The sequence below is a fragment of the Microbacterium sp. Z12_35 genome, assembly GCF_058310475.1.
In genome coordinates this window covers 2,257,264-2,271,924 of the sequence record NZ_JBZEGJ010000001.1, presented here as the reverse complement: position 1 = coordinate 2,271,924, position 14,661 = coordinate 2,257,264, and the positions used below count along the sequence as shown (strand labels likewise).

General features: G+C 68.8%; 13 protein-coding genes and 1 pseudogene. 5 read left to right on the top strand and 9 right to left on the bottom strand.

Annotated features, from left to right (window positions below):
- Positions 1–2: 2 nt before the first annotated feature.
- Together AC4FS1_RS10940 and AC4FS1_RS10935 are read right to left on the bottom strand one after the other, a co-directional pair.
- On the bottom strand, positions 3–1,004 hold the full coding sequence (locus tag AC4FS1_RS10940) for a branched-chain amino acid ABC transporter permease (RefSeq protein WP_491154944.1): 1,002 nt from the start codon (positions 1,002–1,004) through the stop codon (positions 3–5).
- Between the two features lie 8 nt (positions 1,005–1,012).
- Positions 1,013–2,257 carry an ABC transporter substrate-binding protein gene (locus AC4FS1_RS10935; RefSeq protein ID WP_491154942.1) on the bottom strand — a complete coding sequence of 415 codons (1,245 nt, stop codon included), beginning with the start codon at positions 2,255–2,257 and terminating at the stop codon, positions 1,013–1,015.
- Positions 2,258–2,319: 62 nt separating this feature from the next.
- Between AC4FS1_RS10935 and AC4FS1_RS10930 the strand changes: the two are divergent.
- Positions 2,320–3,882, top strand: a pseudogene (locus AC4FS1_RS10930) (PucR family transcriptional regulator); the annotation flags it as partial.
- Here AC4FS1_RS10930 and ctlX read toward each other — a convergent pair.
- Positions 3,784–4,875: a citrulline utilization hydrolase CtlX gene (ctlX, locus tag AC4FS1_RS10925; RefSeq protein ID WP_491154941.1), complete on the bottom strand. Its 1,092-nt coding sequence runs from the start codon at positions 4,873–4,875 to the stop codon at positions 3,784–3,786. The pseudogene AC4FS1_RS10930 and the gene ctlX sit on opposite strands and share 99 nt — an antisense overlap.
- 3 nt (positions 4,876–4,878) lie before the next feature.
- Positions 4,879–5,907, bottom strand: coding sequence for an ornithine cyclodeaminase (ocd, locus tag AC4FS1_RS10920; protein WP_491154939.1), 1,029 nt, complete (start codon positions 5,905–5,907; stop codon positions 4,879–4,881).
- Between the two features lie 133 nt (positions 5,908–6,040).
- Here ocd and AC4FS1_RS10915 point away from each other — a divergent pair, with 133 nt between their 5' ends.
- The 4 genes from AC4FS1_RS10915 (at position 6,041) to AC4FS1_RS10900 (ending at position 10,275) form a co-directional block, all read left to right on the top strand.
- Positions 6,041–6,472, top strand: a complete 432-nt coding sequence (locus tag AC4FS1_RS10915; RefSeq protein WP_491154937.1) for an Lrp/AsnC family transcriptional regulator — start codon at positions 6,041–6,043, stop codon at positions 6,470–6,472.
- Between the two features lie 434 nt (positions 6,473–6,906).
- Positions 6,907–8,997, top strand: a complete 2,091-nt coding sequence (locus AC4FS1_RS10910; RefSeq protein WP_491154936.1) for a S9 family peptidase — start codon at positions 6,907–6,909, stop codon at positions 8,995–8,997.
- Entirely contained in the window at positions 8,984–9,826 is an 843-nt protein-coding gene (locus AC4FS1_RS10905; protein ID WP_491154935.1) for a Cof-type HAD-IIB family hydrolase, read from the top strand. The genes AC4FS1_RS10910 and AC4FS1_RS10905 overlap by 14 nt, the downstream gene beginning before the upstream one ends.
- A gap of 47 nt (positions 9,827–9,873) precedes the next feature.
- Positions 9,874–10,275, top strand: coding sequence for a DUF2255 family protein (locus tag AC4FS1_RS10900; protein WP_491154933.1), 402 nt, complete (start codon positions 9,874–9,876; stop codon positions 10,273–10,275).
- A gap of 70 nt (positions 10,276–10,345) precedes the next feature.
- Here the strand turns inward: AC4FS1_RS10900 and AC4FS1_RS10895 are convergent, their stop codons facing one another.
- From AC4FS1_RS10895 to AC4FS1_RS10875, 5 genes are all read right to left on the bottom strand, one after another.
- Positions 10,346–11,221, bottom strand: a complete 876-nt coding sequence (locus tag AC4FS1_RS10895; protein WP_491154932.1) for an alpha/beta hydrolase — start codon at positions 11,219–11,221, stop codon at positions 10,346–10,348.
- 28 nt (positions 11,222–11,249) lie between these two features.
- Positions 11,250–12,176 carry an N-acyl homoserine lactonase family protein gene (locus tag AC4FS1_RS10890; RefSeq protein WP_491154931.1) on the bottom strand — a complete coding sequence of 309 codons (927 nt, stop codon included), beginning with the start codon at positions 12,174–12,176 and terminating at the stop codon, positions 11,250–11,252.
- A 114-nt stretch (positions 12,177–12,290) separates the two neighbouring features.
- On the bottom strand, positions 12,291–12,677 hold the full coding sequence (locus AC4FS1_RS10885; RefSeq protein WP_491154929.1) for a RidA family protein: 387 nt from the start codon (positions 12,675–12,677) through the stop codon (positions 12,291–12,293).
- Positions 12,678–12,734: 57 nt separating this feature from the next.
- Positions 12,735–13,310, bottom strand: coding sequence for a flavin reductase family protein (locus tag AC4FS1_RS10880; protein ID WP_491154928.1), 576 nt, complete (start codon positions 13,308–13,310; stop codon positions 12,735–12,737).
- A 37-nt stretch (positions 13,311–13,347) separates the two neighbouring features.
- Positions 13,348–14,550: an acyl-CoA dehydrogenase family protein gene (locus AC4FS1_RS10875; RefSeq protein WP_491154623.1), complete on the bottom strand. Its 1,203-nt coding sequence runs from the start codon at positions 14,548–14,550 to the stop codon at positions 13,348–13,350.
- Positions 14,551–14,661: the final 111 nt, after the last annotated feature.

Here is a 14,661-nt window from a genome sequence, read left to right as displayed (position 1 = left end):
GGTCAGCCGATCCGTTCGCGACGGCCGAAGAGGCCGGACGGCCGTATCAGGAGGATGAGAATGAGCAGAGCCAGAGCCGTCACGTATTTGAGCTCTGCGGGCAGGACGAGCACGCTCAGCTGGGTCACGACGCCGACGATGATTCCGCCGACGGCCGCGCCGGCGACACTGCCGAGGCCGCCGAGGGTCACCCCGGCGATGACGAGCAGCAGCACCTGGTTGCCCATCTGCCAGCTCACTTGCTCGAACATCCCCATGAGCGCGCCGCCGAGCGTGGCGAGGGCTCCGCCGATCATCCAGACGGCGGCGAGGATGCGGTCCACCGCCACTCCGCTGGCCGCGGCCAGGTCGCGATCATCTGCGACGGCGCGGATGGCCTGCCCCAGCGGCGCGAAGCGGAGGAACACCGCGAGGGCGGCGAGAACGAGCCCCACGGCGAGGACGGCGATGATCTGCTTGGGCGCGATCGAGATGCCCAGGATGGACAGCGGTGCCTGCACGGCGAATTCGCTATAGGTGCGCGAGCCCCCGCCCATGACGAACAGGTAGGTGCTGCGCAGGGCGAGCCCCAGCCCGATCCCGACCACCAGCATGCCGGTCAGCGACACCCGCCGACGGCGGAGGGGACGCCAGACGGTCTTCTCACTGACGTATCCGGCGGCGACGCCGGCGGGGATGGCGATCATGATCGCGAGGACGAGCGGGACTCCGGCGGCGTTGAGCGCCCAGGTGGTCAACGCGCCCAGGGTGGCCAGCTCGCCATGGGCGAAGTTGAACACCCCCGTGGTGGCGAAGACGAGGGACAGGCCGATCCCCACGAGCGCGAGGGTCAGCCCGAGCCGGAGCCCGTCGCTGGCAGCCTGGAGAATGGCGACCGGCCCGGCCGGAGCGACCGCGATGAGCACCGCAATCAGTGCCAACCCGACCGCGGCGAACAGCATCGTGCGGCGTCGCCGCGCGCTCTGCCCGGGGCGGGTGGGGGCGTCCTGGACTGCGGTGCTCACGCGGGAACCTACTTCTCGATCGTGCGGCGGACCGTGTCGAGCGTCACGGTGGTGCCGTCGGCCTGCATCTGCAGCACGTCGTACAAGCCGGTGGTGGGCTCGCCCTCGGAGTCGAAGTTCAGCGGACCGGCCGCGCCGACGTAGGCGATGGACTCACCGTCGGCGATGAGGTCCTTGCACTCCTCGAAGCTGCCGCACTCGGTGTCGCCGTTGGTGAGATCGACGAGCGCGTCCGCGATGTCCTGCGGTTCCGCGCTTCCGGACTGCTCGACGGCCAGGGCGATGAGAATCGCGCAGTCGTAGAAGTACGGGGTGAACGCGGTGGTTGCCAGGTCGGAGCTGTCCTCGAGGAGGCGCGCGGTGAAGTCCGAGCCTTCGCCGGAGGACGCCTGCGTGAGCGTCATCCCCTCGAGCGCTGCGGGGTTGGACGGATCGACCGTGGCGGCCAGAGACGCGATGGGCAAGGCATCCGTGCCGTACACGCCGGCCGCGCCGGGGCCGTAACCGGCCTGGATCAGACCCTGGAGGATGGTGGCGCCCTCGTCGAAGCTCAGGATGACCACCGAGTCGGGGTCGCTGGCCGTCACCTGGCGCACCTCGGCGTCGAGGTTCGTGGCCGAGGGGTCGTAATCCACCCGCGTCGCCAGCGTCAGGCCGTTGTCGGCGAGGGCTTCCACCAGCGAGTCGGCGAGGCCCGTGGCGTAGGAGTCGCTGCGCGCGATGACGGCGACGTTGGATCCACCGTCCTGTGCGATGCGTTCGGCCAGCACCCCGCCCTGCAGGATGTCGGAGGGCACGGTGCGGAAGTACAGTCCGTTGTCCGGGTAGCCCGTCAGCGCCGGGGTCGTGTTCATGCCCGAGCACTGCACGACTCCTGAGCCGGTGATCCGGTCGATGACGCTGAGCGAGATGGACGAGCTGCCGGCGCCGATGATCGCGCTCACGCCATCGGCGAGGATGCGGTCGACCGCCTGACCCGCGGCGGCGGTGTCGCCGGCCTCGTCTCCTCCGACGTACTCGATGTCCATGCCGGCCGCGCCACCACCGGCGGCGACGTCTGCCGCGGCGAGCTCGAGGGCGGCGATCTGGGGGGCTCCGAGGCTCGAGATGGGGCCCGTCTGGGGCAGGAGCCAGCCGATCTTCAGCGACCCTCCGGCCTCGGCGGGCGTGGCGGCGCCGTCGACGGCGCACCCGGTGAGCGCGACGGCGGCCGTCGCGATGGTCGCCGCCGCGAGCAGGATGCGGTTTCTCATGTGTTCTCCGTAGAAGTGGGGTGGAGCGGAGTGAGGCTGTCAGGCCAGTCTTTCGAGCCGAAATGCCCGACACCATCGACAGCCTGATGATCGTCACTACCGCAGATCACCATAATGGTGATCACGCAGCCTCCTGGCTTCGGGAGAAGGGTGGGGGAAACGTGGCGGTAACACTGCGACAGCTACTCCAGGAATCCCACCTGCCCCTCGAGTGCGTCGCGGCGGACGATCAGCTCGATCGGGAGATCCGCTGGGTCCACGTCAGCGAGGTGGCGGATCCGACGCCCTGGCTGCGCGGCGGCGAGTTCCTCATCACGACCGGCCTGCAGCTGTCCACGGCGGCGTCCATGACCGAGTACATCGACCGCCTCGCCGATCACGGGGTCGCCGGGCTCGGGTTCGGGACGGGCGGGACCGTGCACGCTCCCTATGCCACCGTTCCGATGGCCCTCATCGAAGCCGGCGCTCGACGGTCGATGCCCATCCTGGAGGTGCCGATCGACGTCCCGTTCGTGGCGGTGTCGGAGTTCGTGACGAGCCGCCTCGCCTCCGAGCAGCATGCCGTCCTCCAGCGCGCCTACGACATCCAACGGCAGCTGACCTCTGCGGCGCTCGATCCCCGCGGACGGGCGGAGGTGGTGCGGCTCCTCGCGGCGGCCACAGCGAGCCAGGTGGCGGTGACCAGCGCGACGGGTGTCGTGCTGGACGCCTCCGGGGGAGTCGATGCGGAGAGGATGTCTGCGCTGCGCCCCGACATCGAGCGGGCCCGCCAGCAGGGGGCGGTCGCGCAGATCACGGATGAAGCGGGAACGGTGATCTCGGTGCACCCGCTCGGTTCCCGCCGCCGGACCAGGCAGCTTCTGGTCGTCACCTCCTCGCACACCCCGACCACCCTCGACCGGATGATCGTGGCCGGTGCCGTCACCCTCCTGTCGATCGACGCCGAGCGACGCCTCGGATTCTCGCCGGAGCGGCAGATGGCGTCCGATCGCCTGGGCGCTCTCGCCCTGCGTGAGGGCGCGTCGACGCGCGATCGCCTCGACGCGCTCACGGCTCTCGGCTTCCCGCCGGACGCCACCATCGCCGTCGCCGGTCTCCGCCTTCCCGGCGCCGTCGGCGCGGTGCTGGCCGAGGGGGTGAACGACATCCTCTTCGACCGTGCGGCGCCGAGCGCGTTCGTCGTGGATGCTGCGGCGGAGGGCCGCTTCGTTCTCATCGCAGAACTGCCCCCGGTCGAGTTGGAAGCCGTGGTCGCGGAGATCCTCCACGACCTCGCCCGGCGGGGCGGGCAAGCGGGGGTCAGCGGTCCGCACCCGATCAGCGAACTGATGACCGCTGCCCAGGAGTCGGCGGCGGCGCTTCGCCACGCCGAGCACGCGCGTGTGCCGGTGCAGCGCTACGAGCAGATGCTGCTGCACAGCGTCGTCCTCGACGCCATCCCGGAAAAGAGGCGCGCGGCGATCGCCGACACCGTGCTCGCGCGGCTGGACGAAGACGCCGACCCCGGGCTGCGTGCCGCGCTCAGGTCATTCCTTCAGCACAACGGTCACGTGATGCGGGCCTCCGCCGAACTCGGAGTGCATCGGCAGACCCTCGTCAAGCGTCTGTCCGCCGTGGAGAACATCCTGGGAGTCAGTCTGGATTCGCCGGATGACCGCAGCGCGCTGTGGGTCGCCCTCACCGCGCGTGCGATGCCCGTCGCGGGGGCGTGACGGTCGCGGATCGAGGTGCACTCCCGCGATCATGCAGCGCACCGACCCCCCGGCCAGCTCGATCGTGGGAACCGGCACGGCGACAATGCGGGCGCTCTTCTCGATGACGCGGCGCTGCTCGGTCGTCAGCGCCTCGCGCGCGCGCTCGGACATCGCGAGGATCCGTCCGCCGCGCCCGCGCAGTTCCATGGCGTTCCCGGCGAACTCCGCGAGCTGAGCGGAGGTGAGAGGGATGACCTCGCGGCGACTGGACAGTCGCTCATGGACGTGCGCACGGCGGACGGGGTCGAGGATGCGGTCAAGGCCCACCAGTGCGAACTCGGTGGCGATGCACATCAGGACGTTGGTGTGGTAGATCGGCAGGCCCGCCTCATCCGCCGCGTCGAAGGCGATGGGCTCGTACCCGAAGTGCGTGCAGAACCGCTCCAGCGCGACGGGGTCGGCGCGCCGTGAGCGGGCCACGTAGGCGATCCGGGCGTCGTGATCGAGCACCATCGCGCCGGTGCCCTCGAGGAAGATGTCATCGAGTTCGAGGCCCGAGTAATCGATGACATCCTGCACGCGGTACTGGGTCTTGAGCAGCTCGACCACGTCCGGGCGGCGCTCTCCCCGTCGACTCGGTGCGTACATCGGGTAGACGGCGACGTGCCCGCCCGCGTGCGTGGACACCCAGTTGTTCGGGAACACGCTGTCGGGGTGATCGCCGCCCTCGTCGTCGAAGAGATGGACGGTGACACCCTCGTCAGACAGCGCCTGCGCGAGGAGCCCGACCTCGTCGAACGCGCGCCGCGCGACCACGTCCGGGGGGTCGGTCGGCGCCGACTGGAAGGCATTGTCCTGCGCGGTCTGCGCGTTGGGCGAGAAGCGGTGCGGGCGGATCAGGATGACCGCGGAGGGAGCCTGCACGCCTCAGCCGACCGGGGCCAGTGCGGCCACCATGCCAAAGAGGTCTTTCGGATCGTCGGGCTCGGCCACCAGGTCGAGGATGGAGGTGTAGGAAGATCCGCCCACCTCGTCGCGGAGGAAGCGCAGGGCGGAGAAGTCCTCGATCGCGAAGCCCACGGAGTCGAAGACGGTGATTTGCGTTGCCGACGTGCGCCCGGGCGCGCGGCCCTGGACGACCTCCCAGAGCTCGGTGACGGCGAAGTCCGGGCCGACCTGCTGGATCTCCCCCTCGATCCGCGTCTGCGGCGTGAACTCCACGAAGACATCGGCGCGATGGAGGATCGCGGCATCGAGCTCGGTCTTGCCGGGGCAGTCGCCGCCGATCGCATTGATGTGCACACCGGGACCGACCCACTCCGCGTGCAGGACGGTGGCCTGGGTCTTGTCCGCTGTGCACGTGGTGATGACATCCGCACCGTCGACGGCGTCTCGACCCGACCTCGCGCGCCGGATACGGAATCCGAGCGGCGCGAGGTTGCGCTCGAGCTTGGCGACCGCGGCGGGGTCGGTGTCCCACACCGCCAGATCCTCGATCCCCAGCTCTGCGCGGAAGGCGAGGGCCTGGAATTCGGCCTGGCTGCCCGCCCCGATCAGTGCCATGACGCGAGAGTCGCGTCGAGCGAGATGGCGTGCCGCCATCGCCGAAGTGGCGGCCGTGCGCAGTGCGGTGAGGAGCGTCATCTCGGCCATGAAGACCGGGTAGCCGTTGTGGACGTCGGCCAGGACACCGAAAGCGGTGACGGTCTGGAAGCCGCGCCCGGGGTTGGAGGGGTGGCCGTTGACGTACTTGAAGGCGTACGTCTCCGAGTCGCTCGTCGGCATCAGTTCGATGACTCCGAAGGGCGTGTGGCTGGCCACGCGTGCCGTCTTGTCGAAACTCTGCCAGCGACGGTAGTCGTCTTCGACGTACCGGGACATCCGGCCGATCAGCTGCTCCGTGCCGGAGGCGGTCATCCACCGCACCATCTGCGCGACGTCCACGAACTCAGTCATCCAAAGCCTTTCGAAACCTATTCCCCACTTCGTCTCAGGCTAGGAGAATCCAGTTCGTACACACCATGTACTGCCAGCGCATCATTTCTCCCGCCTCTGATCGATGTGCTGCGGTCCGTTGTACGTTATGTCCATGGCGGCATTGGATGACCTCGACCGCGGCATGATTTCGCTCCTCCGGGAGGACGGGAGGATGCCGGTCGCGACGATCGCCCGGCGTCTCGGCGTCGCCCGCGCCACTGCAAATGCCCGGCTCACGCGCCTCGTCTCCTCCGGTGCGATCGTGGGCTTCAGCGTCCGGGTGCGCGACGAAGCGGCGGTCGACCAGATCCGCGCGATGTCGCTCATCGAGGTGGAGGGCCGCACCACGGACGCCGTCATCCGCCGGCTCCGTGGCTTCCCGGAGATCACGGCGCTGCACACCACCAACGGGGGATGGGACCTCGTGGCCGAACTCCAGGTCGACAGCCTCGCCCGCTTCGACCAGGTGCTCGGCCGCATCCGCTCCACGGATGGCGTCGTCAACAGCGAGACGAGTCTGCTCCTCAGCTCGGTCCTCCGCTGACCGCGCCGCGAAGGACGCTGGAGCGCCCGACCAGGCGTCCGCGCCTGGGCACTATTGCGACTACAGTCCGGGGTACCGGAGAGGAGCTCACCATGAGTGGCAAGATCTCGGCGTGGACGCGAATCAAGAGAGTCTTCCGCCCGAAGACGGAGACTTACGACACTCGTCAGAGTCGGTCAGCGGAGGGGGATAGCCCCCTGGCGACTCAGAAGTACGAGGCCACCGACCAGCGGCGCCATGGGGGATCCGCAGCCATCGGTTCGTAGAGTCGCTGGCGGGGTGGCGACGACAGCGGCGGAACAGACGCCGACCGCGACCCTGGCTGCGTGGGACGCCCGGAGTGCGCCTCCGGTGCCGCGCGCGGTGCAGTCCGGCGCGTTCACCCGGCCTCGCTGACCACGTGCGGTGCTGCGGGAGCGGTTAGCGTGAAAGGCATGCCCCCCACACCCTTCGGCTCCCTCGACGAGTACATCTCCCTTCCCCGCATCGAGGCGCTGGCACTGTCGCCCGACGGGCGACGGGTCGTCCTCACCGTCGCGACGCTCACCAAAGACCGGACGGCCTACGAGCGCTCGCTGTGGGAGGTGCCCTCCGACGGCACGGGCGCTCCGAGGCGCCTCACCCGCTCCGCGAAGGGGGAGTCCGGCGCCGCGTTCACGGCCGCCGGGGAGGTGCTCTTCGTCAGCGCGCGGCCCGACTCCGAGGCGGAAGAGGACGAGGAGTCCGGCCAGCTGTGGCTGCTTCCGGCAAGTGGCGGCGAGGCGCGACCGATCACGCGGCTCGCCGGGGGTGTCGGCGCCATCGCGGCCGTGGCCGAGGCCTCCCCACGCCTCGTCCTGTCGGCCGACCTGCTGCCCTCGGCCGACACGATCGAACACGACGCGCGGCTCCGCGCCGAGCGGAAGAAACGCAAGGTCTCGGCGATCCTGCATTCGAGCTACCCCGTACGGTTCTGGGACCACGATCTCGGCCCCGCCGAACCGCACATCCTCGCCCTCGACCTCGACGCGCTCGCCGACACTGTGGGGGCGGTCGCAGACGAGTCGGAGGCGGTCGAGGGGGAGGAAGAGGATGCGGCGAAGCCGTACCCGCGCACACTTCCGCGTCCGCGTGACCTGACCCCGAAGCCCGGGCGCACCGCCGATATCGCCGGCGCCGCGCTCACGCCGGACGGTGCGACGCTGGTCGCATCCCTGCAGGTTCCCGAGGGGCGCGACGCCCGCCACATCCTCGTCGCGATCGACACCGCTACCGGGAAGCGCACGACACTGTTCGACGAGCGCAGCACCTACTTCGAGTCGCCCGCGGTGAGCCACGACGGCCGCACCCTGGCGTATGTGCGGTCCGGCTTCGGCTCGCCCGAGGGCCCGGCCGACCAGGAGCTCTGGGTGTCGGGGCTGGACGGTTCGAACCCCCGCCGGCTCGCCGAGGGGTGGGATCGCTGGCCGGGCTCGGTGACCTTCGACGCGGATGACCGCGCGCTCATCGTCACCGCCGACCAGGACGGGCGCGGGCCGATCTTCCGGGTGTCGCTCGATGGTGGCACGGCGGAACAGGTCACGCGCGACGACTTCACGTACACGCACGTCGGGGTCGACCGGGGAACCGGCGACCTCATCGCGCTGCGGTCATCCTGGATGGCGCCGCCCCATCCGGTCCGCGTGACCCGCGACGGAGCCGTGACCGCCCTGGCCTCGCCGGCTCCGCTGCCCGATGTACCCGCGACGATCACGGAGGTCGACGCGACAGCTGACGACGGTGCTCGCGTCCGCGGCTGGCTGCTCCTGCCCGACGGCGCATCAGCGGCGGCGCCCGCCCCGCTCCTGCTGTGGATCCACGGCGGTCCGCTCAACAGCTGGAACGCGTGGAGCTGGCGGTGGAACCCGCAGCTCGCCGTCGCCCTCGGATACGCGGTGCTGCTCCCCGACCCCGCCCTGTCCACCGGATACGGTCTCGACTTCATCGCTCGCGGCTGGAACGACTGGGGTGGCAAGCCCTACACAGACCTCATGTCGATCACCGACGCCGTCGTGGCGCGCGACGACATCGATGAGGCCAAGACCGCCGCTCTGGGCGGCTCGTTCGGCGGGTACATGGCGAACTGGGTCGCCGGGCACACCGACCGCTTCCGGGCGATCGTCACGCACGCGAGCCTGTGGGCATTGGACCAGTTCGCCGGCACCACCGACTCGTCCGCGTATTGGCAGCGGATCTTCACGCCCGAAGCGATGGTCGAGAACTCTCCGCACCGGTTCGTCCGCGACATCCGCACACCCCTTCTCGTGATCCACGGCGACCGCGACTACCGCGTGCCGGTCGGGGAGGGCCTCCGGCTGTGGTCGGAGCTCAACGAGCACTTCGCCGCGGACGACGGCTCCATCGCGCACCGGTTCCTGTACTTCCCCGACGAGAACCACTGGGTGCTCAAGCCCCAGCACGCCGTGGTCTGGTACGAGACGCTGTTCGCCTTCCTTGCCGAACACGTGCACGGCGAAACTCCGACGATGCCCGATGTCCTCGGCTGACGTCACCGCGGTGCCGACCGAGGAGCGACCCCGCGACATCCGCCTGGTCGCCGTCGACATGGATGGCACCCTGCTCGACGGGAACGGACACGTTCCGCCCGGGCTCGGGGACATGCTCGAGCGGCTGACGAAGCGCGGGATCGTGTTCGCCCCCGCCAGCGGTCGCCAGTACGCCACCCTCCGTCGCGAATTCGGACCCGCGGGCGACGACATGGCCTTCGTCGCGGAGAACGGGAGCTACGTGGTCCGCCACGAAGAAGAGATCTTCAGCGACGCTCTGGAGCCGGCGTTCGTCCGCGACGTGGTGGAGCGACTGCGGGACACAGCCACCCGTCACGACATCGGAGTGGTCGTCTGCGGCAAGCACTCGGCCCACATCGAGCGCCCCGACCCGGCGTTCCTGGCCGAGGCACGGCGGTACTACGCCGAGCTGGCACTCGTGGGCGACCTCACCGCGGTGGAGGACGAGGTGCTGAAGATCGCGGTGTACTCCTTCGCCGAGGCCGAGCACTCCCTCTTCCCCGAACTGGAGGACCTCGCCGCCACGCACCAGGTCGTCGTGTCCGGGCGCCACTGGGTCGACGTCATGAACCGCGGGGTCGACAAGGGCGCGGCGCTCCGGCGTCTGCAGGAGACCCTCGGGGTCACGCGCGAGCAGACCGTGGCGTTCGGCGACTACCTCAACGATCTCGAACTCCTGGATGCTGCCGCCTGGTCGTATGCGATGGCCAACGCGCATCCCGATGTCATCGCCCGCGCCAAGTTCCTCGCGCCCGCGAACACGGAATACGGCGTCTTGTCCGTTCTCGAGGATCTCCTGGGGGATTGACCCCGTCGGCCTGGGGGTACCGGTCGCGTGGGGGGATATCCTCGGGCATGACCTTCGCCGACCTCGTCCGCGTCCTCGACAAGACCCGCGTGGTCGCCGTCATCACCCGTCGCGCCGACGGCACCCGAGTCGCCACCCCCATCTTGGCGATGGTGGTCGACGGTGTTCCGTACGTGCGGTCGGAATACGGCAGGTCGTCCTGGTGGTATCGGCGCGCGGTTTCCGGGCGCGAGGTCGAGTTCGTCCTCGGCGACGGGATGATCGCCGCCCGGGACCGCGACGCGGCCCTCGCTCTGCCGACCGAACGCGTCGCGCTGGAGCGGGTGGCGGCGGATGACCCGGTGCAGCGCGCCATCGACCGCGTGATCGACACGAAGTACGCCGAGGCGCCCGCCGCCATGAAGAGCCCCCCAGCGAGGCAGTGCACGCTGCGGGTCGTCGCGCCCTGACACACACACACCGCGCGGCGGGTCATCGGCTGGACCGTGACGCCGCCGCGCCTCGCCGCGCCTGGATCGATCAGGCGCGGGCGAGCCGCTCGACGATCTGGGCCAGGTGACCGGTTCCGTCGGCCAGTGACTCGAGGATGTCGAAGTGGTTGTTGTCCTTCACGACGACCTCGACCGGATGCCCCGCCTCCGTCACGGTGGCGGCGAAGTCGATCGACTGACGCTCGAACTCCGGCGTTTCGTCGTTGCCGTAGGCGACGACCATCGGCGGGACCACCGGGGGAGCGGCGAGCACGCTGAGCCTCTCGGCGGATGCCTCATCCAGGTGCAGGTCGGCGTTGAGGAACGTGTGCACGAGCGGGCGCAGGTCGAACACGCTACTGATGGGAAGCGCGCCGGCGCACGGCAGCGACGGAAGCCCGTAGTCGCCGGCCCAGTCCGCCTGCAGCAGAGTGCCGATCGCATGTCCGCCCGCGGAGTGACCCGACAGCACGATGCGCTCGACGTCGACGCCGTAGTCGCCGGCGTGCGTGTAGAAGTGCGCGTAGGCGGCGCGGTGCTGGCGGACGATCTCCGCGATGGTCACCCGCGGGCACAGCGCGTAGTTCTCCACAGCGACGACGAACCCTCGTGCGGCAAGGCCCTGTGCGACGTAGCTCCAGACCTTGCTCGTGGTCGCCTTCCAGTAGCCGCCGTGGATGAAGAACAGCGCAGGACGAGGGCCGGTGAAATCCTCCGGAGGAAGGAAGACGTCGTACGTCTCGTCCAGCGTCGGTCCGTAGCGCACGTCCAGCAGGCATCGGGCCTCGTCGCGGTACGCCGCGCTGCGGGCCACGAAGTCGTTGGCGTACGCGCCGAAGTCGGGGACCGTCGCTTCGATGTCGTACGCGCGGTTCAGCTCGTCGACGCTGGTGAAGTCTCGGTACAGCGGAGTCGTATCGGTCATCTTTTCCTCCTGGGGAGTCACGGACGGGTCAGCGGAGGAGCGGGAGTGCTCCGTGCGGACGACGGGAGGCGTCGTTCTCGCGGAGATTCAGTTCGGCGATCGAGTTGCCGCTCGGGGACAGCCAAGAACTGTGCCGCAGCGCGATCTCGGGATCGTGACCGGGGATGATCCGGCTGGTCTCTCCCTGCAGCTCCTTCTGGAGCGTCTGGTACAGGCTGATGAGGTTGAAGGTGTTGCCCTGCACGTAGCCGGGCGCCCACATCCCCTCGATGTTCGAGTACCAGTACACGGTGTCCCCGGCGGCGACGAACGGTCCGTTGCGGGTCTGGATCTTGAACCACTGCGATCCGAAGGTGTGCGAGTCCCGTGCGAGGCGCGCGGTCACACCGGGGAGGAGTTCCTGGTCACCGTGGACGAAGCGGATGCGTCCGTCGGCGATGCCCTGTGCGGCCTTGGCGAGGTCGGTCGGGTCGAAGGAGGAGAAGATCCACGCCTTCTGCTGCTCGGTCGACATGTTGTTCGCCATGTCGACGGCTGAGGACCATCCCGTGAATTCCTCGTACTGGACGTACAGCTGGGCGTTCGGGAAAGCTTCGAAGTTGCCCATGTGATCGAAGTGCATGTGCGACACCAGGATGACGTCGACATCCTCGGGGGTGATCCCTACCTGCGCCAGCACCTCCGTCGGGCTCTCCCAGTTGGAGAAGGCGTAGCGGTCGAGCCAGTAATCGTTGCGGAAACCGCAGTCCACGAGCGCGACATGCTGCTTGCCGCCGACCTCCCCACCGATGATGAGCGTGTACAGCATGGGGATGCGGACGATGCCCGCGTTGCTGAAGATCCCCGAGCCGCCGAAGAAGTCGTGCGGCATGTCCGCATGACAGAACTCGAGCGACCAGATCGAGTAATCCGTGTCGGCGGTGACCGGGAACTTCGTTGAACCTGTGATGCTCATGACACTCCTTTGTCGTCGTTTGGTGCCGTCCATGACGGCGTCGCGCGGGCGCGCTCGGTGGCGTGACGCCGCGGACATGTGGGTCGCGGCGTCACGCCTGCAGGTTCGGCGTCGTCAGACGGCGGCGATCGCGTCGATCTCGATGGTCGCCCCGTTGTAGAGCGAGTACACCCCGATGACGGTGCTGGCCGACGGCTCGGGGGCCTGGACGATCCGGTCGCGCGTGCGGCGCCAGGTCACGAGCTTCTCCTGGTCGAGCTGGGTGATGTAGACGTTCACGCGAACCACGTCTTCGTACGTCGCACCCGCCGCCGTCAGCGCACGCTCCAGCTCACCGTAGGTGAGCTCGATGGCCCGCTCGAAGCTCTCCGGAACGGAGCCGTCCTCCTCGAAGCCGACCTGGCCCGAGATGAACACGAGGTCGCCGCTCTTCACGCGCGTGCTGTCGGAGATTCCCGGCACGGTGGGGGATGCGGTGCGGGTGATGCGGTCGTTGGACATGGTTCTCCTCCTGGAGGTTTCGGTGGGGATGCGATGTGCCGCGGCGGGCGGATGCCGTCAGTCGTCGCCCCGCCCATAGACGGCGTAGAAAGGTACGACGTTCTGGGGGAGGACGGCGCTGTCGTTCAGGATGAACCACTTGCGGTCGTGATAGACGAGCGGCTGGGGCTCGCCGGCTGAGCCTTCCGCGCGCGGCTTCGCCTGGATGGCCTCCACGACGATGAGTGTCGAGCCGTGCACGTCGACGCGCTGCACGACCCGCCCGCGCAGCCACGAGTTCGCGTTCGGGTAGTACGGCTCGCCGGTGGGGAGTCGTCCCCATTCGACGTCGTCGCCGAATCGCTCGACTCCCCTGCGGGCGCCGAGTTTCGCCAGGGCGACCTGGTCCGACGCCAGGAGGTGCACCACGACGGTTTCCGCGCGACGGATCGTGGGTGTGCTGGATGACATCGCCGAGGCGGAGAAGACGAGCGTCGGTGGATCGATCGTGACCGAGGCCACCGAGCTCACCGTCATCGCGACCGGACCGTCTCCGGCATCCGCCGTGATGATGGCGACACCTGCCGGGTGATGCCGGAACGCGTGCTTGAAGTCATCCGCCGAGATCCGCGGCTCGAAGAGCGTGGTCGTCATGTCCTGCTCCGTGTTCGTCGCGGGTGGGTGGGATGGGTTACACGATGGGGAGGACGAATCGGGCCTCGTCTTCGCGGCCGAAGATCGTCTTGCCGTAGGCCTCGAAGCCGCTGGCGGCGAGGGTGTGGCCGTGGCGGCTGGCGGTGGCCTGGTCGCGCCAGACCCGCTGCAGGGACGCGGACTCGGCGAACCCGGCGGAGCCGTGCGCGGTCATCAGGTCGTTGATCATCGTGGTGATGGTCTCCACGACCCAGCCGGCCTTGGCGCGCATCTCGATGCGTTCCGCGTACGGGGCGTAGTAGCCGTCCTGGGCGCCCTGGTAGATGGTGTCGGCGACGTCGCGGGCGACGAGTTCTGCGGCGTTGAGCTGCACGGATGCTTTCGCGATCGCGCTTTGGAACACCGCGGAGTCGGACTGCTTGGCGTACCCGGTGTACGCGATCGCCTTGCTGTCGGCTTTGGAGATGACGTAGTCCAACGCGGCGCGTCCCATTCCCAGGTGCGGGCCGATGAGCTTCATGAACAGCGACGGCACGAACACCGTCTGGTACGTGAGGTCGTCGTAGTTGCTGAGGTAACCACCCTCGACCGCGGCGGTGAGGGGGAAGATGCGGTGCTCGGGAACGAACACGTCCTCAGCGATCTGCATCACACTCGCGGTGGATTTCATCCCCGCGACATACCAATTGTCCTCGACGCCGAGTTCGGAGGTGGGGATGAGGGCGAGACCGGCATCCACGACCTCACCGGCATCGTTTTTCAACGGCACACCCAGCAGCGACCAGTCCGCGTTCATGCTGCCGGTGCCGTAGCCCCACTTGCCCGTGACCCGGTAGCCGCCATCGGCCCGCTGCGTGTCCGAGGTCGTGGCCAGCACGATCGAGATGAACGAGTTCACGCCCTTGTCGGTGCCCCACACGTCCTGCTGCGCCTGCTCGCTCATCAGAGACACCACCCACGCACCGGAATCCAGGATGCCGTGCACCCACGCGATGCTGCCATCCCCCCGACCGATCGCACGCGCGACCGCGTGGCACTCGGCCGTGTTCGCGCCCAGACCCCCGAAAGCCGGCGGCGCGGAAATACCGAACGCACCCGTCGCGGCGACCGCATCAAACACCTCCGGCGAGATACGACGCTCCGCATCCGCCTCCCGCCCACTCGCGATCAAAGTCGGACGCAACTCATCAAGCTGCTCCACGATCGAAACGATCTCAGGACGAAGAGGGGTGGCTGCCATGGGGACTCCTGTGTCGGTGGGTGCGAGAGACGGTCGGGTTTCCGCGCGCCGGTGTTAACCAAAGCGTGACAGTGAGCGTTCAATATGTCAACGGATATTGAACACCCGTAT